Here is a 19173-nt window from a genome sequence, read left to right as displayed (position 1 = left end):
GGGTAGCGCACCCCCGATCTATCTGGTAAGTTCGGCGGCTCGCAGTCGCAGGGCCGGCGGTCGCCGGAGATGGAGCATCCTGCGCATTGGATCAGATGAGTGAGAGGCGGTCTATTCATGTCCACCGTAGAAAAGCAAAAAACCAATCAGACCATGTACGGTGTCGAGCCCTATAAGGAAACCAAGGGTGAAGAGTACATGGGCGAACCCATGCGCAAGCACTTCACCAAGCTGTTGGGTGCATGGAAGCTCGAGCTGATGACCAGTGTCGATCAGACCGTGACCCATATGAAGGACGAAGCCGCCAACTTCCCGGACCCTGCGGACCGCGCGAGCCAGGAAGAAGAGTTCGCCTTGGAGCTGCGTAACCGCGACCGTGAACGCAAGCTGATCAAGAAGATCGACAAGACCTTGCAGAAGATCCAGGACGAAGAATACGGCTGGTGCGACTCCTGCGGCATCGAGATCGGCCTGCGCCGACTGGAAGCCCGTCCCACCGCAGACCTGTGCTTCGACTGCAAGGAAATTGCCGAGAAAAAGGAAAAGACAGTCGGCAAGGGCTGATCCTTCTTCCCTCCGAACGGGGCGCATCGAGCGCCCCGTTTCATTTATATGCCCAGCACATCCATGAACGACTCCCGCTATATCGGGCGATTCGCCCCCACCCCCAGTGGCTTCCTGCATTTCGGCTCGCTGGTCGCCGCCCTCGCCTCCTGGCTCGATGCCCGCGCCGTCGACGGGCGCTGGCTGCTGCGCATGGAGGACACCGATCCGCCCCGGGAAATGCCCGGCGCCCGTGACGCCATCCTGCAGACCCTCGAACGCTACGGCCTGGAGTGGGATGGCGAAGTGGTGTTCCAGAGTCAGCGTCATGAGGCCTACGCCACGGTGGTCGATCGCCTGTTCAGCATGGGCCTGGCCTACGCCTGTACCTGCTCGCGCAAACAACTGGAAGGATACGGCGGCATCTACCCCGGTTTCTGCCGCAACGCTGGCCATGCCCGCGAAAATGCCGCCATCCGCATTCGGGTGCCCGAACTGCTCTACCGCTTCAACGACCGTGTGCAGGGGGAATTCCAGCAGCACCTTGGACGCGAGGTGGGGGATTTCGTCATCCAGCGCCGCGACGGGCTGTATGCCTATCAACTGGCAGTGGTGCTGGACGATGCCTGGCAAGGCGTGACCGACATCGTGCGCGGCGCCGACCTGCTCGACAACACCCCGCGCCAGCTGTACCTGCAGGAACTGCTGGGGTTCTCGCAGCCGCGCTACCTGCACATTCCGTTGATCGTGCAGCCGGATGGGCACAAGCTGGGCAAATCGTACCGTTCACCACCGCTGCAGGCGGACCAGGCCACGCCGCTGCTGTTGCGGGCGTTACGAGCCCTGGGGCAGGCGAGTGATCCGGCGCTGGAAGGTGCCAGTCCGGCCGAGGTGTTGGCGGTGGCGCGCAGGCAGTGGAAACCTGGGGCGATTGCACGGCAGTTGACGGTGCCGGAGGCGGATCTGCGCTGACGCGGCCGGCCCTCTCGCGGGGCAAGCTGCGCACATTCAAAACCCCAACGAATTCAAACCCTTGGCGAACACCCCAGAATCCCGCTAGCATCGCCCCAGCCATTTGCGCCAATAATAAGAAGCTCAAACCCGCAGCGCCCTGCCATCGAGGCCCGCATGTATATCTATCGCTTGGTCCTGCTTCTGGTCGTGGGGATCTATCTGTTCTCCCCGGCCATCATGGACTGGTGGATCGAACCGACCGGAGCCTGGTACCGCCCGTATCTGCTCTGGCTGATCCTGATCGTCGTCACCTTCATCCTGCAGAGCCAACGAGATGCCGATGAGCTTTAGCCTGACCCAGATGATCCTGATCAGCGCCGCCTACCTGCTGGTGCTGTTCGGCGTGGCCTGGGTCAGCGAACGCGGGTTGATCCCGCGCTCGGTCATCCGCCACCCCCTGACCTACACCCTGTCGCTGGGCGTCTATGCCAGTGCCTGGGCGTTCTATGGTTCGGTAGGCCTGGCCTACCAGTACGGCTATGGCTTCCTCGCCTGTTACCTGGGTGTGTCCGGGGCCTTCCTGCTGGCGCCGGTGCTGCTCTACCCGATTCTCAAGATCACCCGCACCTACCAGCTCTCCTCCCTCGCCGACCTACTGGCGTTCCGTTTCCGTAGCACCTGGGCCGGGGCACTGACCACGGTGATCATGCTGATCGGCGTATTGCCGTTGCTGGCCCTGCAGATCCAGGCGGTGGCCGACTCCATCAGCATCCTGACCGGCGAGCCGGTCAAGGCGCGCGTGGCCTTCGCCTTCTGCGTGCTGATCATCCTCTTCACCATTTTCTTCGGCTCACGCCATATCGCCACCCGCGAGAAGCACGAAGGCCTTGTGTTCGCCATCGCCTTCGAGTCGGTGATCAAGCTGCTGGCCCTGGGCGGCATCGGCCTGTACGCCTTGTACGGGGTGTTCGGCGGCCCGCACGAACTGGAAGTCTGGCTGCTGCAGAACCAGACGGCACTGGCCGCACTGCACACGCCGCTGCAGGAAGGCCCATGGCGCACGTTGCTGCTGGTGTTCTTCGCCTCGGCGATCGTCATGCCGCACATGTACCACATGGCCTTCACCGAGAACCTCAGCCCGCGCTCGCTGGTCAGCGCCAGCTGGGGCCTGCCGCTGTTCCTGCTGCTGATGAGCCTGGCGGTGCCGCTGGTGCTGTGGGCAGGCTTGCGCCTGGGCGCAAGCACCAACCCGGAGTACTTCACCCTGGGCCTGGGCATCGCCGCCAACAACGAGGCGCTGGCCTTGCTCGCCTATGTCGGCGGCCTGTCAGCGGCCAGCGGCCTGATCATCGTCACCACCCTGGCGCTCTCGGGCATGGCCCTCAACCACCTGGTGCTGCCGCTCTACCAGCCCCCTGCCGAGGGCAACATCTACCGCTGGCTGAAATGGACCCGCCGCGCGTTGATCGTGGCAATCATCACCGCAGGCTTCGTCTTCTACCTGACCCAGAATACCCACCAGAGCCTGGCCAACCTGGGCATCGTCGCCTTCGTCGCCACGCTGCAGTTCCTGCCGGGCGTGCTTTCGGTACTGTACTGGCCAACCGCCAATCGGCGCGGCTTCATCGCCGGCCTGCTGGCCGGTACGCTGGTGTGGATGGTCACCATGCTGCTGCCGCTGCTGGGCAATGTGCAGGGCTTCTACATTCCGCTGCTGAACATGATCTACGTGCTGGACGACACCAGCTGGCACATGGCGGCCATTGCCTCGTTGGCGGCCAACGTGCTGCTGTTCACCCTGATCTCGCTGTTCACCAACGCCAGCAGCGAGGAGGTCAGCGCCGCCGAGGCCTGCGCAGTCGACAATGTGCGCCGCCCGCAACGCCGTGAACTGCATGCGGCCTCCCCCCAGGAATTCGCCACCCAACTGGCCAAGCCACTGGGCGCCAAGGCCGCGCAGAAAGAAGTCGAGCAGGCCCTGCGCGACCTCTACCTGCCCTTCGACGAACGCCGCCCCTACGCCCTGCGGCGCCTGCGCGACCGCATCGAGGCCAACCTCTCGGGGCTGATGGGTCCCAGCGTAGCCCAGGACATGGTCGAGACCTTCCTGCCCTACAAGTCAGGTAACGAGAACTACGTCACCGAAGACATCCACTTCATCGAAAGCCGTCTCGAGGACTACCACTCGCGCCTGACCGGCCTTGCCGCCGAGCTCGATGCGCTGCGCCGCTACCACCGTCAAACGCTGCAGGAACTGCCCATGGGCGTCTGCTCGCTGGCCAAGGACCAGGAAATCCTGATGTGGAACCGAGCCATGGAGGAGCTGACCGGCATCGCCGCCAAGCACGTGGTCGGTTCGCGCCTAGTGACCATCGCCGAACCTTGGCGCGGGTTGCTGCAAGGCTTCATCGACCTTCCCGACGAGCACCTGCACAAGCAACGCCTGGCCCTCGACGGCCAGCCGCGCTGGCTCAACCTGCACAAGGCGGCCATCGACGAGCCGCTGGCCCCGGGCAACAGCGGCCTGGTGCTGCTGGTCGAAGACCTCACCGAGACCCAGGCCCTCGAAGAAAAGCTGGTGCACTCCGAGCGCTTGGCCAGCATCGGCCGCCTGGCTGCAGGCGTGGCCCACGAGATCGGCAACCCGATCACCGGCATCGCTTGCCTGGCGCAGAACCTGCGCGAGGAACGCGAAGGCGACGGCGAGATCATCGAGCTGTCGAGCCAGATCCTCGAACAGACCAAGCGCGTCTCGCGCATCGTCCAGTCGCTGATGAGCTTCGCCCACGCCGGCGGCAGCCACCAGAATACCGAAGAGCCCGTGTCGCTGGCCGAGGTGGCGCAGGATGCCATCGGTCTGCTGGCGTTGAACCGGCGCAATTTCGAAGTACAGTTCTTCAACCTTTGTGACCCGGACCACTGGGCCGAGGGTGACCCGCAGCGCCTGGCCCAGGTGCTGATCAACCTGCTGTCCAACGCCCGCGACGCCTCGCCACCTGGCAGCGCCGTGCGTGTGCGCAGCGAAGCGAGCGAGCACACCGTCGACCTGATCGTCGAAGACGAGGGCAGCGGTATTCCGAAGAACATCATGGATCGCCTGTTCGAGCCCTTCTTCACCACCAAGGATCCGGGCGAGGGAACCGGACTGGGGCTCGCTCTGGTCTATTCCATCGTGGAAGAGCATTATGGGCAAATCACCATCGACAGCCCGGCCGATCTCGATCGGCAACGTGGCACACGGATCCGCGTGACCCTGCCCCGGCATGTCGTAGCGACGTCCCCTGAAATTCGAGACCGTCGAGAGAATTGAATCAATGCCGCACATTCTGATCGTCGAAGACGAAACCATCATCCGTTCGGCCCTGCGTCGTCTGCTCGAGCGGAACCAGTACCAGGTCAGCGAAGCCGGCTCGGTGCAGGAAGCCCAGGAACGCTTCAGCATTGCCACCTTCGACCTGATCGTCAGCGACCTGCGCCTGCCCGGAGCACCGGGCACCGAGCTGATCAAGCTCGGCCAGGGCACGCCGGTGCTGATCATGACCAGCTACGCCAGCCTGCGCTCGGCGGTCGACTCGATGAAAATGGGCGCGGTGGACTACATCGCCAAGCCTTTCGACCATGACGAGATGCTCCAGGCTGTCGCGCGCATCCTGCGCGACCGGCAGAATGCCCCGGTCGCCACTGCGGCCGCGGCCGAAGTGCGCAGCAACGGCAAGGCACCAGGCGCAGACAAGCAGAGCGGCGCCTCGGCCAACGGCGAAATCGGTATCATTGGCTCCTGCCCCCCCATGCAGGACCTGTACAGCAAGATCCGCAAGGTCGCTCCGACTGACTCCAACGTCCTGATCCAGGGCGAATCCGGCACCGGCAAGGAGTTGGTCGCCCGCGCCCTGCACAACCTTTCGCGACGCGCCAAGGCGCCGATGATCTCGGTGAACTGTGCGGCCATTCCGGAAACGCTGATCGAATCCGAGCTGTTCGGCCACGAGAAAGGCGCGTTCACCGGCGCCAGCGCTGGCCGTGCCGGCCTGGTCGAGGCAGCGGACGGCGGCACCCTGTTCCTCGACGAGATCGGCGAACTGCCGCTGGAGGCTCAGGCTCGACTGCTGCGTGTGCTGCAGGAAGGCGAGATTCGTCGGGTCGGCTCGGTGCAGTCGCAAAAGGTCGATGTGCGCCTGATCGCTGCGACCCACCGCGACCTGAAAAACCTGGCCAAGTCCGGCCAGTTCCGCGAAGACCTTTATTACCGTCTGCACGTCATCGCCCTCAAACTGCCCGCCTTGCGCGAGCGCGGCAGCGACGTCAACGAGATTGCCAACGCCTTCCTCGCCCGGCAGAGCGCGCGCATCGGCCGTGACGACCTGCATTTCTCCAGCGATGCCGAGCAAGCCATCCGCCACTACAGCTGGCCGGGTAACGTCCGCGAGTTGGAGAACGCCGTCGAGCGCGCGGTCATTCTCAGCGAAAGCCCGGAAATATCCGCCGACCTGCTGGGCATCGACATCGAACTGAGCGGCCTGGAAGACGACGACCTCCCCGACAGCCTGCCGATGGTCGCCGGTGTCGGTGGTAACAACGCCAGCCACGAGCCGACGGAAGACCTGTCGCTGGAAGACTACTTCCAGCACTTCGTCCTCGAACACCAGGACCACATGACCGAGACGGAACTGGCCCGCAAGCTGGGTGTAAGCCGCAAGTGCCTGTGGGAGCGTCGCCAGCGCCTGGGTATTCCACGGCGCAAAAGCAACGTCGCCAGCGAGAACTGATACGTCCATAGCTCTACAGCGCCGACCCTGGGTCGGCGCTTTGCGTTCAGGGGCTTGCCCACGGTGAGCCCTACCACACCCCGCCCCTTCAGCAGGTAACACCCGGTTACCGTGAAAAATCTGTTACCTCAACCGTCCGCGACGTAACAAATCGAGGCATACGGTAACGAAATTTCTACATTTTCCCGCCTTGCGCGCGGCCCGAAAATCCGTAACCCATTGATTTAATTGGGTTTGCGAAAGTTGGCACGCCACCTGCTATATCTTTCGTACAAGAACAATAACAAGCACTGCTACTCAGAATAAGAACAAGACGAAACGGCTCACGCATAACAAGAACAAGACGGCGGAGGCGCAGCTAACTGATTCTTTTGGAGAGGAGTTGTGTTTGGGGCTTGCCCCACAACCAGGCAGAGAACAACAAAAACTGCACTAAAGCAGCGCCTGAACTGGTTGGATCGATTGATCAGCATAGCATCAGCGACCAAAGCAATCCGTTTGCTCTTCACCCCTGAATTTGGGGTCGTCCACACGCTTCAAGCTGTGTGGACAGGGCACTCAACAAAAACAAGAAGCCCGACAAAAAAACAATAAGAGCACGCAACGACTTGATGGGGAGCCTAGGCTCCCCATGTCGTTTCTCCCCGCCTTAATCGCCTTTCGGCACCGCCTACACCATTCCGCCAGTAAATGCTAGAATCCCCCGCCATCATGCGGCCATTCTCCTAGTCTTGGCCGAACATTCCTTCAAACAGTGCATCCCATGCTGAAGAAGCTGTTCCAGTCGTTCCGTCCTCCCATCCGTGGTCAACACCACAGGCGCACCACGCCTGAAGTGATCAACAAGAGCCAGCACTCGCTGCAGCGCAGCCAGTTCAGCCGCCACGCCGTGAGCATCGTCGAGCGCCTGCAGGGCGCCGGCTACCAGGCCTACCTGGTCGGCGGCTGCGTGCGCGACCTCCTGCTGGGCATCACCCCCAAGGACTTCGATGTCGCCACCAGCGCCACGCCCGAACAGGTGCGTGCCGAATTCCGCAATGCCAGGATCATTGGCCGGCGCTTCAAGCTGGTCCACATCCATTTCGGCCGCGAAATCATCGAAGTCGCCACCTTCCGCGCTCATCACAGCGAAGATGACCAGGGTGACAGCCACCGTTCGTCGCACAACGCCAGCGGGCGAATCCTGCGTGACAACGTCTACGGCACCCTCGAAGACGATGCCCAGCGTCGCGACTTCACCATCAACGCCCTGTACTACGACCCGGTCAGCGAGCGCGTCCTGGACTATGCCAATGGCGTCCACGATATCCGCAATCGCCTGCTGCGCCTGATCGGCGATCCGACCCACCGTTACCAGGAAGACCCGGTGCGCATGCTGCGCGCGGTACGCTTCGCCGCCAAGCTCGACTTCGGCATCGAGAAGCACACCGTCCAGCCTATCCGCGAACTGGCCAAGCTGCTGCGCGAAATCCCGCCGGCGCGCCTGTTCGAGGAAGTGCTCAAGCTGTTCCTGTCCGGCCAGGGGGCGATCGCCTTCGAAATGCTGGTCGACCTCGAGTTGTTCGAACCCCTGTTCCCGGCCAGCGCCCACGCCCTGGATGAACGCCCGACCTACACCCACACCCTGATCAGCCAGGCGCTGGCCAACACCGACCTGCGCGTCAAGCAGGGCAAACCGGTGACCCCGGCCTTCCTGTTCGCCGCGCTGCTGTGGCCTGCCCTGCCAGCACGTGCCCTGTACCTGCAAAGCCAGGGCGTGCCGCCGATCCCGGCAATGAACGAAGCCGCCCACGACCTGATCGCCGAACAGTGCCAGCGCATTGCTATTCCCAAGCGCTTCACCCTGCCGATCCGCGAAATCTGGGACATGCAGGAGCGCCTGCCACGGCGCAGCGGCAAACGCGCCGACATGCTCCTGGACAACCCGCGCTTCCGCGCCGGCTACGACTTCCTGCTGCTGCGCGAAAGTGCCGGTGAGGAAACCGACGATCTCGGCCAGTGGTGGACCGACTACCAGGACGCCCACGACAGCGAACGCCGCGACATGATCCGCGAGCTGGGCAGCCGTGACGAAGGTTCGGGGCCGGCCCCGCGCAAACGCAAGCGCAGCAATAGCAAGCGCAAGGCCGGTGGCGACGAGGCCTTCGACTGAGCATGCCGGTACGCGCCTATATTGGCCTGGGCAGCAACCTGGACGCCCCCGCCGAGCAACTGCGCAGCGCCCTCCAGGCGCTGGACCAGATCGCCGGGACGCACCTGGTGGCCGCTTCGGCGTTGTACACCAGTGACTCCCTGCTGCCCGGCCAGCCTCGCTACACCAATGCGGTCGCAGCGCTCGACACCGAGCTGGCGCCGCTGGCGCTGCTCGATGCCCTGCAGGGCATCGAGAACGATCAGGGCCGGGTGCGCAAGGAGCGCTGGGGCCCGCGTACACTCGACCTGGATGTGCTGCTGTTCGGCGACCAGGTCATCGATGTGCCACGTCTGAAAGTGCCGCATTACCACCTGCATGCCCGTCCCTTCGTGCTTTATCCGCTGGCCGAGCTGGTCCCTGAAGACTTCCATCTGGCCGATGGCCGCAGCCTCGCGCAACTGCTCCAGGACTGCCCGTTCGTCGGGCTGGAACGCTTGTAATCCGGGCGTTTCAGCCATCGGTAACGCCAGTAACACCCTGAGCGTAACAATGCGGTAACAGGGTCATTGACTTCCCCCCCATCGCTCACGACTATAGGCGTCCCGCGGCGCCCGTATGCCGCATCACACCCATTTAGGCCCGGACAGCCCTGTGACCCGAACATCACGCACGATGATGTGCCGCTCCGGAAGATGAATACACGCGTTGTACGCAGTCGTTTTTCACAGCGCCTGAACGAGGATTTCGCTACATGCCTGAAGTAACCCTGACCACCCTGCATGGCCTGAAGGCCAAGGGTGAGAAAATCACCATGCTGACCTGCTACGACGCCACCTTCGCCAAGGCCGCCAGCCAGGCCGGCGTCGAGGTGCTGCTGGTTGGCGATTCGCTCGGCATGGTCCTGCAGGGCCATGACAGCACCCTGCCCGTCACCACCGACGACATGGCCTACCACACCGCCTGCGTCAAACGCGGCAACGACGGTGCACTGATCCTGGCCGACCTGCCCTTCATGGCCCATGCCACGCTCGAGCAGTCGTTCGTCAACTGCGCCAAGCTGATGCGCGCCGGAGCGCACATGATCAAGGTCGAGGGCGCAGCCTGGTTGGCCGAGACCATCCGCCTGCTGGCCGACCGCGGCGTGCCGGTGTGCGCGCACATGGGCCTGACCCCGCAGACCGTCAACGTGCTCGGTGGCTACAAGGTCCAGGGTCGCCAGGAAGCCCAGGCGCAACAGATGCGCGCCGATGCCATCGCCCTCGAGCAGGCTGGCGCCGCCATGCTGCTGCTCGAATGCGTGCCCAGCGAGCTGGCCACGGAGATTTCCCAGGCGGTGAGCATTCCAGTGATCGGTATCGGTGCCGGCAGTGGTACCGATGGCCAGGTACTGGTGCTGCACGACATGCTGGGCTTGTCCCTCAGCGGCCGCGTACCGAAGTTCGTGAAGAACTTCATGGCCGGCCAGCCCGATATCCAGAGCGCCCTGGCGGCCTACGTCAAGCAGGTCAAAGATGTGAGCTTCCCGGCCCCCGAACACGGGTTCAGCGCATGAATACCGTCAAGACTGTCCGCGAACTGCGCGCCGCCGTGGCACGCGCCCGGGGCGAAGGCAAGCGTATCGCCTTCGTCCCGACCATGGGCAACCTGCACAGCGGCCACGCCGCCCTGGTGACCAAGGCCGCCCAGCGCGCCGACTTCGTGGTTGCCAGCATCTTCGTCAACCCGCTGCAGTTCGGCGCAGGCGAAGACCTCGACAAATACCCACGCACCCTCGCTGCCGATCAGGAAACCCTGTTGCAGGCCGGTTGCCATCTGCTGTTCGCGCCTACTGTCGAAGAGATGTACCCCGACGGCATGACCGTGCAGACCCGGGTGAGCGTGCCGCAACTGTCCGAAGGCCTGTGTGGCGCCAGCCGCCCCGGGCACTTCGAGGGTGTGGCGACTGTGGTCAGCAAGCTGTTCAACATGGTCCAGCCGGATCTGGCCGTGTTCGGCGAAAAGGACTACCAGCAGCTGGCGGTCATCCGCGCCATGGTGCGAGACCTGAACATGCCGATCCAGATCATCGGCGAGCCGACCGTGCGGGCTGAGGATGGGTTGGCGCTGTCGTCGCGCAACGGTTATCTGAGCGCTGAACAACGCGCTGCGGCACCGATGCTATACAAAGTGCTGAGCCTGTTGGCCGAGGCGGTCCGGCGGGGTCAGCGCGATTATCTGACGCTGCTGGCTGAAGGCCAGGCGCAGCTGACAGCCGCCGGGTTCCGCCCGGACTACCTGGAAGTGCGTCATGCCGTCAGCCTGAAACCGGCGCAAGCCGACGATCGTGACCTGGTGATCCTGGGGGCGGCGTATCTGGGTAGCACTCGGCTGATCGACAACCTGTACTTGCACCTGGACGAAAAGACCGCCTGATCGCGGCACCCCCGCAGGTACAGCGCCGCCACTGAATACGGCGTTGTACCTGTGGGAGCGGGCTCGTCCCGCGATTAGGCCAGCACTGACAACCCCACGCAAATATTTCACGCCCCGCCCGCCCGCCCCATTCCCGCCGACCGGCCAATGCCTATAATGGGCCTCTCCTGCAACTGGCAAAGCCTGCCAGTGTCAAAGCCTGACCATGCCCGAAGGAAACCATCCGCAATGGCGTATTACCGCACTCCCCACGATGTGACGGCCCTGCCCGCCTGGCAGGAGCTTCAGCAACACCGCGATGCCATGCAGGGCTTCAGCATGCGCGACGCCTTCGCCGCCGACCCCAAGCGCTTCGAGCAGTTTTCGCTCAGCAGCTGCGGCCTGTTCCTCGACTACTCGAAGAACCTGATCAACGAAAAGACCCGTGAGCTGCTCGTCGAACTGGCTCAGGAAGTCGGTCTGGCTGACGCCATCAAGTCGATGTTCAGCGGCGAGATCATCAACGGCTCCGAAGGCCGTCCGGTGCTGCACACGGCCTTGCGCCGCCCGGTCGGTGACAAGCTGAATGTCGGTGGTGTCAATGTGATGCCCGAAGTGCACAAGGTCCTCAACCAGATCACCGAACTGGTCGGACGCATCCACGACGGCCTGTGGCGCGGCTACAGCGAAAAACCGATCACCGACGTGGTCAACATCGGCATCGGCGGCTCCTTCCTCGGCCCCGAACTGGTCTCCGAGGCCCTGCTGCCCTATGCCCAGCGCGGCGTGCGCTGCCACTACCTGGCCAACATCGACGGCAGCGAGTTCCACGAACTGTCGGCCAACCTGCGCGCCGAAACCACCCTGTTCATCGTCTCGTCGAAGTCGTTCAACACCCTCGAAACCCTGAAGAACGCCATGGCTGCGCGCACCTGGTACCTGGCCCAGGGCGGCTCGGAAGCCGAGCTCTATCGCCACTTCATCGCAGTCTCCAGCAACAAGGCCGCCGCCGTGGCCTTCGGCATTCGTGAAGAAAACATCTTCCCGATGTGGGATTGGGTGGGCGGGCGCTACTCGCTGTGGTCGGCCATTGGCCTGCCGATCGCCCTGGCCATCGGTACTGCCAACTTCAAGGAACTGCTGTCCGGCGCCTACACCATGGACCAGCATTTCCAGACCGCGCCGTTCGAGAAGAACATGCCAGTCCTGCTGGCGCTGCTCGGCGTGTGGTATGGCAACTTCTGGAATGCCAGCAGCCACGCGATCCTGCCGTACGACCACTACCTGCGTAACATCACCAAGCACCTGCAACAGCTGGACATGGAGTCCAACGGCAAGAGTGTACTGACCGACGGCTCCCCGGTGAAAACCGAGACCGGCCCGGTGATCTGGGGCGGCGTTGGTTGCAACGGCCAGCACGCCTATCACCAGTTGCTGCACCAAGGCACCCAGATGATCCCGGCCGACTTCATCGTGCCAGTGGTGAGCTTCAACCCGGTGGCCGACCATCACCAGTGGCTGTATGCCAACTGCCTGTCGCAGAGCCAGGCGCTGATGCTCGGCAAGACCCGCGAGGAAGCCGAGACCGAGCTGCGCGCCAAGGGCCTGAACGAAGCAGATATCGAAAAGCTGGCACCACACAAGGTGATCCCGGGCAACCGCCCGAGCAACACCCTGGTGGTCGAGCGCATCAGCCCACGCCGCCTCGGCGCGCTGGTGGCCATGTACGAGCACAAGGTCTTCGTGCAGAGCGTCGTCTGGGGCATCAACGCCTTCGACCAGTGGGGCGTGGAGCTGGGCAAGGAGCTGGGCAAGGGCGTGTACCAGCGCCTGGTCGGCAGCCTGGAAGACAGCGCTGAAGATGGCTCGACCCAGGGCCTGATCAACTACTTCCGCGGCCGTCATCGCGGCTGACCTGAAGGCTGCATTCGCGGGCGAGCCCGCTCCTACGGGCCCTTGTAGGAGCGGGCTCGCCCGCGAAGAGGCCAGCACAGGTTGAACAACAGTTCCAGCTACACTGTCCATCGAATAGCCGTTGAAGTCCCTCCGACAAGAGCAGGACCACCCGCCATGTTCGATATCCGCGACTACCCCGAGGCCCTGGCCGCCAGCCAGGCCGCCGAACTCTCCGATGCAGATTACCGCCGCCTCTACCGCCAGTCGGTGGATGACCCCGATACCTTCTGGGCCGAGCAGGCCAGGCGCCTGGACTGGATAAAACCCTGGTCGAGCGTGCAACAGTGCGACCTCAAGACCGGCACCGCACGCTGGTTCGAGGGCGCCCAGCTCAACGTCAGCTACAACTGCATCGACCGTCATCTCGACAAGCGTGGCGAGCAGACCGCCCTGCTCTGGGAAGGCGATGACCCGAAAGACGCCAAACCGATCACCTACCGCGAACTGCATCGCCAGGTCTGCCGCCTGGCCAACGCCCTGAAAGCACGCGGCGTGAAGAAAGGCGACCGGGTTTGCATCTACATGCCGATGATCCCCGAAGCCGCCTACGCCATGCTCGCCTGCACGCGAATCGGCGCCATTCATTCGGTGGTGTTCGGCGGTTTCTCCCCCGATGCCCTACGCGACCGCATCCTCGATGCCGACTGTCGCACGGTGATCACTGCCGACGAAGGCGTGCGTGGCGGCAAACGCATCCCTCTCAAGCAGAACGTCGACAAAGCCCTGGCCAGTTGCCCGAATGTCAGCAGCGTGCTGGTGGTCAAGCGCACCGGGGGTGATGTGGCCTGGAGCGAAGGACGCGACCTCTGGTACCACGAGGCCACCGAGCGCGCAGGCGACGACTGCGCCCCCGAACCAATGGCCGCCGAAGACCCGCTGTTCATCCTCTACACCTCCGGCAGTACTGGCAAACCCAAGGGCGTGCTGCACAGCACGGCAGGTTACCTGCTGCAGGCGACGATGACGTTCAAGGTGGTATTCGATTACCGCGACGGCGAAGTCTTCTGGTGCACAGCCGACGTCGGCTGGGTCACTGGCCACAGCTACATTGTCTATGGCCCGCTGGCCAACGGTGCCATCTCGCTGATGTTCGAAGGCGTGCCCAACTACCCGGACACCTCGCGCTTCTGGCAGGTGGTCGACAAACATCAGGTGAACATCTTCTACACCGCGCCCACAGCGCTGCGCGCCTTGATGCGCGAAGGCAACAAACCGTTGCAGGGCACCTCGCGCGAGAGCCTGCGCCTGCTCGGTAGCGTCGGCGAGCCGATCAACCCTGAAGCCTGGGAATGGTATTTCGAAGCCGTCGGGCAAAAGCGCTGCCCCATCGTCGACACCTGGTGGCAGACCGAAACCGGCGGCATCATGCTCACCCCGCTGCCCGGAACACCACGTCTCAAGCCCGGCTGCGCCACGCAACCGATGTTCGGTGTGCAACCGGTGCTGCTGGACGAAAAAGGCAAGCTGATCGAAGGCCCCGGCGCCGGCCTGCTGGCGATCAAGGCCAGTTGGCCAGGGCAGATCCGCAGCGTCTATGCTGATCACCAGCGGATGGTCGACACCTACTTCAAGCCCATGCCCGGCTACTACTTCACCGGCGATGGCGCACGCCGCGATGCCGACGGCGACTACTGGATCACCGGGCGTATCGACGATGTGATCAACGTATCCGGCCATCGCATCGGCACCGCCGAGGTGGAGAGTGCGCTGGTGCTGCATGACAGCATCGCCGAGGCTGCGGTGGTCGGTTACCCCCACGACCTCAAGGGCCAGGGCGTGTATGCCTTCGTCACCACGATGAATGGCATCACCCCAAACGATGCGCTCAAGGCCGAGCTGCTGGCGTTGGTCAGCAAAGAGATCGGCAGTTTCGCCAAACCCGAGTTGATCCAGTGGGCACCGGCCTTGCCCAAGACCCGCTCGGGCAAGATCATGCGGCGTATACTGCGCAAGATCGCCTGCAACGAGCTGGACAACCTCGGCGATACCTCGACCCTCGCCGATCCCAGCGTGGTCCAGGGCCTCATCGACACACGCCTCAACCAATAGACGGCCGCCAAGCGGCCAGCACAGGTCGCCATGGAAGCCTTACGTCGCCGCATCGAAACCCAGGTCATGAGCCTCACCGGGCTGGCCCTCGGCCAGCTCGACCTGGAGTCCCCCAAAGGCGACCCGGGCCTGTTCGGCCCACAAAGCGTCAGTTGGCAAGTACATGGTGATTTCCCCAGCATGCTGATCGGCGGCATCAGCGCACTGATGCTGCAACTGTTGCATCCGCTGGCACTGGCCGGGGTCTGGGATCACTCGAATTTTCGCGAAGACCTGCTCGGCCGACTGCGCCGCACCAGCCAGTTCATCTCAGGCACCACCTTCGGCTCGACCCGAGATGCCGAATGGCTGATCGAAAAGGTCCGCACCATCCACCTCAAGGTGGTCGGCACCGCTCCCGATGGGCGTCATTACGCCGCCAGCGACCCGGACCTGCTGACCTGGGTACACGTGGCCGAGGTCAGCAGTTTTCTCGCCGCTCACCTGCGCTACCGCAACCCGCGATTGTCAGTGGCCGACCAGGACGCCTACTACGACGAGATCGCCTTGATCGCAGAACGCCTGGGCGCCCGCAACGTCCCGCGCTCATGCCGCCAGGTGGACGACTACCTGCAGCACATGCGCGCACAACTGCTTTGTGATGCTCGCAGCCTGGAAGTGGTCGACATCCTGCTCGAAGCCCCGGCGCCCAGTCGCCTGGCAGAGCCTGTGGGCAAGCTGATGCTGCACGCAGGTATCGACCTGTTGCCCGATTGGGCCAGCGTCATGCTCGGTCAGCACCAGAGCACGCTGCAACGGCGCCTGGTACGTCTGGGCGTAGAGCGTGCGGCGCCCGTGCTGCGCTGGGCCATGCGCGACGGCTCGGCGCATCGGGCTCGACGGCGGATGGGGCTTGTCTGAGAGTTATCCGATGTATCGGAACTGATTTGACGTGCCATACTCCAAGCACCTCCGCTCGAGACAGACGACGCCGCACATGCCCAAAGGATTGAATCGCGCCATTGGCGCCTTGCTGGCCATCGTGGCCCTGTACAGCCTGCTTGGCTTCTTCATTCTTCCCGGTGTGGGCCTGCGCATCGCCAACCAGCAACTGGCGCAGTACGCCACCGTGCCGGCGCACCTGCAGCGTATCGAGTTCAACCCGTTCAGCCTCGAGCTGACGTTGTGGGGCCTGCAGATCGGCGAGCCGGGCAAGGAGCAGGTGGCCTTCGAACGCCTCTACGCCAACCTCTCGCTCGACAGCCTATGGAGCGGCGCCCTGCACCTGGACGCGGTAGAGCTGGACAAGCCGCGCACCGAGCTGCTGTTCGCCAAGGACGGCAGCCTCAACCTCAGTCAGCTGTTCAAGCTGCCGCCGAGCGAGCCAAAACCGGACGAGCCGCCGAGCGATCCGTTCCCGCTGCGGATCGCCAGCATCAAGCTCAACGAAGGCTACCTGCACTTCCAGGACCTACGCCCGAGCGAACCCATCGAGTTCCTCTACGACTCGATGAACCTCGAACTGAAGAACCTCAGCACCTTGCCGGACGACAGCGCCGACATGACGCTGGTCGCCAATGGCCCCAACGGCGGGCGTATCGACTGGAGCGGCAACCTGAGCCTGTCGCCCATCACCTCCGAAGGCACGCTGAAGATCACCGACAGCAAGATGAAGCTGTTCTGGCCCTACGTACGTGATGCCGTACCGCTGGTGCTGGAAGACGGCGTGCTCAGCCTCGATACCCACTACAAACTGAACCTGTCCAAGGAAACCGAGCTGCTGCTCGATAACGCCTCCGTGCGCGTCGCGCCCTTCGCCATCAAGGCGCCCGACGGCCGCCCGCTGGCGCGCCTGGCCAGCCTTGAGGTCAGCGAAACCTCCATCGACCTGGCCAAGCAGTTGGTGACCGTCGGCAAGATCCGCAGCGAAAAACTCGAAACCTGGGCGGCCCTCGAACGTGACGGCCAGCTCGACTGGCAGAAACTCTTCGCCAGTCAGCCCGCCAAAGCCACCCCCAAGGAAAAGGCCGAGCCCGCCACCGCAGCGCCGCCCCCTGAGGAGAACGCCGCCAAGCAGCCCAGCAAACCCTGGCAGGTACTGCTCAAGGATGTTCAGGCACGCAACTACATGATTCACCTGGCCGACCGCAGCCAGAAAGAGCCCGTAGCGCTCGATGTCGGGCCGCTCAACCTGGACATGCAAGGCTTTGACAGCCTCAACAAGTCGCCCTTCACGCTCAAGCTCGACACCGGCGTTGGCCGCCAAGGCAAGCTGCAGGCTGCCGGCCAGGTCAACCTGGCACCGGTCACCGCCAAGCTGGACGTCAGTACCCGCGACATCGACCTGCGCGTAGCCCAGGCCTACATCAGCCCGTTCATTCGCCTGGAGCTGCGCAGCGGCATGCTCGCCAGCGATCTCAAGGTCGACCTCAAGGGCACCGAGCCACTGGCCTTCAGCGTGGCGGGCAAGGCCCAGGTCAACCAACTGCACACCCTCGACACGATCAAGGGGCGCGACTTCGTGAAATGGCAGCAGGTGAACGTCGATGGGCTGTCCTATGTGCACGGCGATGCCCTGTCGATCGACAAGGTCACCCTGTTGCAGCCCTACGCGCGCTTCATCATCAACGAAGACCGCACCACCAGTGTCGACGACCTTCTCATCCCGCAACCTGCTGACGGACCAGCCGCCAGCCAAGCGAAACCGGCCACAGCCAGCAATGAAAAGCCGCTGGGCATCCGAATCGGCCAGATCGATATCAACGATGGCTCGGCCAACTTCGCCGACCTGACACTGACGCCCAACTTCGCCACCGCCGTGCAACAGTTGAACGGCCAGATCGGCACCATCGACAACCGCAAGCCGCTGCCGGCGAAGGTTGACGTCAAAGGCAAGGTCGATCGCTACGCGCCGGTGACCATCAAGGGCGCATTGAATCCGTTCGACCCGATGGCCAGCCTCGACATCGCCACCAGCTTCAAGCGCGTCGAACTGACCACCCTGACGCCCTACTCCGGCAAGTTCGCCGGGTTCCGGATCCGCAAGGGACGCCTGAATCTCGACCTGCACTATGTGATCACCAAGGGTCAGCTCAAGGCCGAGAACAAGGTCGTGGTGGAGCAACTGCAACTGGGTGAAAAAGTCGACAGCCCCGATGCCGTTGACCTGCCTATTCGCCTCGCTGTCGCGTTGCTCAAGGATACCGAGGGCAAGATCTCCATCGAGCTGCCTGTCACGGGCGATCTCAACAACCCGCAGTTCAGCGTCATGCCGATCGTCTGGCAGACCCTGCGCAACCTGGTGCTGCGTGCAGCGCAGGCGCCGTTCAAGTTCATCGGCGGGTTGATTGCCGGTGGCGGTTCGGAAGATCTGGGCAACGTATCCTTCGCTCCCGGTTCCAGCGACCTCAGCAGCGAGGCCCAGTCGGCCCTGGACAAGCTGGCCTCGGCCCTGCAACAGCGGCCGGAACTGCGCCTGGAGATCGAAGGTACGAGCGCGCAGAGCAGCGACGGCCCATTGATCGCCCAGCAACGCCTGGAGCGCGAGTACCAGACGACCTGGTACAAGATCCTGCAGCGTCGCGGCGACAAGGTGCCGGCCAATGCCTCGATGCTGGTGGTCGACGACAGCGACAAGCCGGCCATGCTCGAGGGCATCTACCGCACCCGTCTCAAGCAGCAGCCACCTGCGGAATGGGAAAAGCTCAGCCGCGACGAACGCACCACCAAGCTGCGCGAGGCGGTGATCAAATCCTGGGCCGAAAGCGCGGCCTTGCTGCGCAACCTCGGCCAGGATCGGGCGAGCAGCATCAAGGACTACCTGGTAGACAAGGGCAAGCTGGAGGATGACCGGGTGTACTTCATCGATACCAGCCTGGGGCAGGCCGAAAGCGACGGGCGAGTGATCACCCCGATGCATCTTGACGCAGAGTAATCCCTGAACGATTTCAGATGCGCAAAGAGAAAGCCCCGGCAGATGCCGGGGCTTTCTCTTTGGGTGGCCAGATCCTTCTGACCGACGGGACAATCCTTATTCGGTTTTCAGCGCTTCAGCAGTTACGTCTTTCACGCCTTTGATCTTCTTGGTGATGTTCACCGCGGCTTCTTTCTGCGATGGGGTGACCTTCGTGTCCGAAGACAGGGAGACAACACCGTGGCTGGTTTCAACTTTGATATCGCTGCCCGGGATGCCTTTTTCAGTCAGCAGATCAGCCTTGACCTTGGTGGTGATCCAGGTGTCCGAGGTTTCTTGCTTGGCATCGGCCACCGGTTGGTTGGAAGCCAGCATCACTGGAGCTTGGGTAGCCTCTGCGGCGAATGCGCCGTTAGCCATGGACAGAGTCAGGGCGGTAGCAGTAGCGGCAGCAATGGCAAACTTCTTCATGTGGGTCACTCCTGTTT

Annotated in this window: 14 protein-coding genes; 13 read left to right on the top strand and 1 reads right to left on the bottom strand. The window is 63.4% G+C overall.

Annotated features, from left to right (window positions below; all coding sequences use genetic code 11):
- Positions 1 to 117: 117 nt before the first annotated feature.
- From dksA to AC2CGW_RS19445, 13 genes are all read left to right on the top strand, one after another.
- The gene (dksA, locus tag AC2CGW_RS19505) at positions 118 to 564 is read left to right on the top strand and encodes an RNA polymerase-binding protein DksA (protein WP_054892595.1); all 447 of its coding nucleotides are present in this window, start codon (positions 118 to 120) and stop codon (positions 562 to 564) included.
- A gap of 63 nt (positions 565 to 627) precedes the next feature.
- The gene (gluQRS, locus tag AC2CGW_RS19500; protein WP_186711119.1) at positions 628 to 1515 is read left to right on the top strand and encodes a tRNA glutamyl-Q(34) synthetase GluQRS; all 888 of its coding nucleotides are present in this window, start codon (positions 628 to 630) and stop codon (positions 1513 to 1515) included.
- Positions 1516 to 1671: 156 nt separating this feature from the next.
- The gene (locus tag AC2CGW_RS19495) at positions 1672 to 1848 is read left to right on the top strand and encodes a hypothetical protein (protein ID WP_003250005.1); all 177 of its coding nucleotides are present in this window, start codon (positions 1672 to 1674) and stop codon (positions 1846 to 1848) included.
- Complete coding sequence (locus AC2CGW_RS19490; RefSeq protein WP_162714346.1) at positions 1832 to 4807, top strand: sensor histidine kinase; 2976 nt, start codon at positions 1832 to 1834, stop codon at positions 4805 to 4807. The genes AC2CGW_RS19495 and AC2CGW_RS19490 overlap by 17 nt, the downstream gene beginning before the upstream one ends.
- A 4-nt stretch (positions 4808 to 4811) precedes the next feature.
- Positions 4812 to 6263, top strand: a complete 1452-nt coding sequence (locus AC2CGW_RS19485; protein ID WP_186670407.1) for a sigma-54-dependent transcriptional regulator — start codon at positions 4812 to 4814, stop codon at positions 6261 to 6263.
- Positions 6264 to 7026: 763 nt separating this feature from the next.
- On the top strand, positions 7027 to 8415 hold the full coding sequence (locus AC2CGW_RS19480) for a polynucleotide adenylyltransferase PcnB (RefSeq protein ID WP_186711867.1): 1389 nt from the start codon (positions 7027 to 7029) through the stop codon (positions 8413 to 8415).
- Positions 8416 to 8417: 2 nt separating this feature from the next.
- Positions 8418 to 8897 (top strand): 2-amino-4-hydroxy-6-hydroxymethyldihydropteridine diphosphokinase, encoded by a 480-nt coding sequence (gene folK, locus AC2CGW_RS19475; protein WP_186670410.1) that lies wholly within the window; start codon positions 8418 to 8420, stop codon positions 8895 to 8897.
- 251 nt (positions 8898 to 9148) lie between these two features.
- Positions 9149 to 9949, top strand: coding sequence for a 3-methyl-2-oxobutanoate hydroxymethyltransferase (panB, locus tag AC2CGW_RS19470; RefSeq protein WP_186670412.1), 801 nt, complete (start codon positions 9149 to 9151; stop codon positions 9947 to 9949).
- Positions 9946 to 10809: a pantoate--beta-alanine ligase gene (gene panC / locus AC2CGW_RS19465; RefSeq protein ID WP_186670414.1), complete on the top strand. Its 864-nt coding sequence runs from the start codon at positions 9946 to 9948 to the stop codon at positions 10807 to 10809. Before panB ends, panC begins: the two co-directional genes overlap by 4 nt.
- 228 nt (positions 10810 to 11037) lie before the next feature.
- Entirely contained in the window at positions 11038 to 12702 is a 1665-nt protein-coding gene (gene pgi, locus AC2CGW_RS19460; RefSeq protein WP_186720386.1) for a glucose-6-phosphate isomerase, read from the top strand.
- Positions 12703 to 12858: 156 nt separating this feature from the next.
- On the top strand, positions 12859 to 14793 hold the full coding sequence (gene acs / locus AC2CGW_RS19455) for an acetate--CoA ligase (RefSeq protein ID WP_186711782.1): 1935 nt from the start codon (positions 12859 to 12861) through the stop codon (positions 14791 to 14793).
- A gap of 30 nt (positions 14794 to 14823) precedes the next feature.
- Positions 14824 to 15693: an oxygenase MpaB family protein gene (locus AC2CGW_RS19450; protein ID WP_186711783.1), complete on the top strand. Its 870-nt coding sequence runs from the start codon at positions 14824 to 14826 to the stop codon at positions 15691 to 15693.
- 31 nt (positions 15694 to 15724) lie between these two features.
- Positions 15725 to 18706, top strand: a complete 2982-nt coding sequence (locus tag AC2CGW_RS19445; RefSeq protein ID WP_484574459.1) for a DUF748 domain-containing protein — start codon at positions 15725 to 15727, stop codon at positions 18704 to 18706.
- Positions 18707 to 18802: 96 nt separating this feature from the next.
- Here AC2CGW_RS19445 and AC2CGW_RS19440 read toward each other — a convergent pair whose 3' ends face one another.
- Complete coding sequence (locus AC2CGW_RS19440) at positions 18803 to 19156, bottom strand: BON domain-containing protein (protein ID WP_186669415.1); 354 nt, start codon at positions 19154 to 19156, stop codon at positions 18803 to 18805.
- Positions 19157 to 19173 lie beyond the last annotated feature (17 nt).

Source organism: Pseudomonas sp. SYWMCR5 (assembly GCF_057197165.1).
This window is presented reverse-complemented; position numbering and strand designations above follow the sequence as displayed.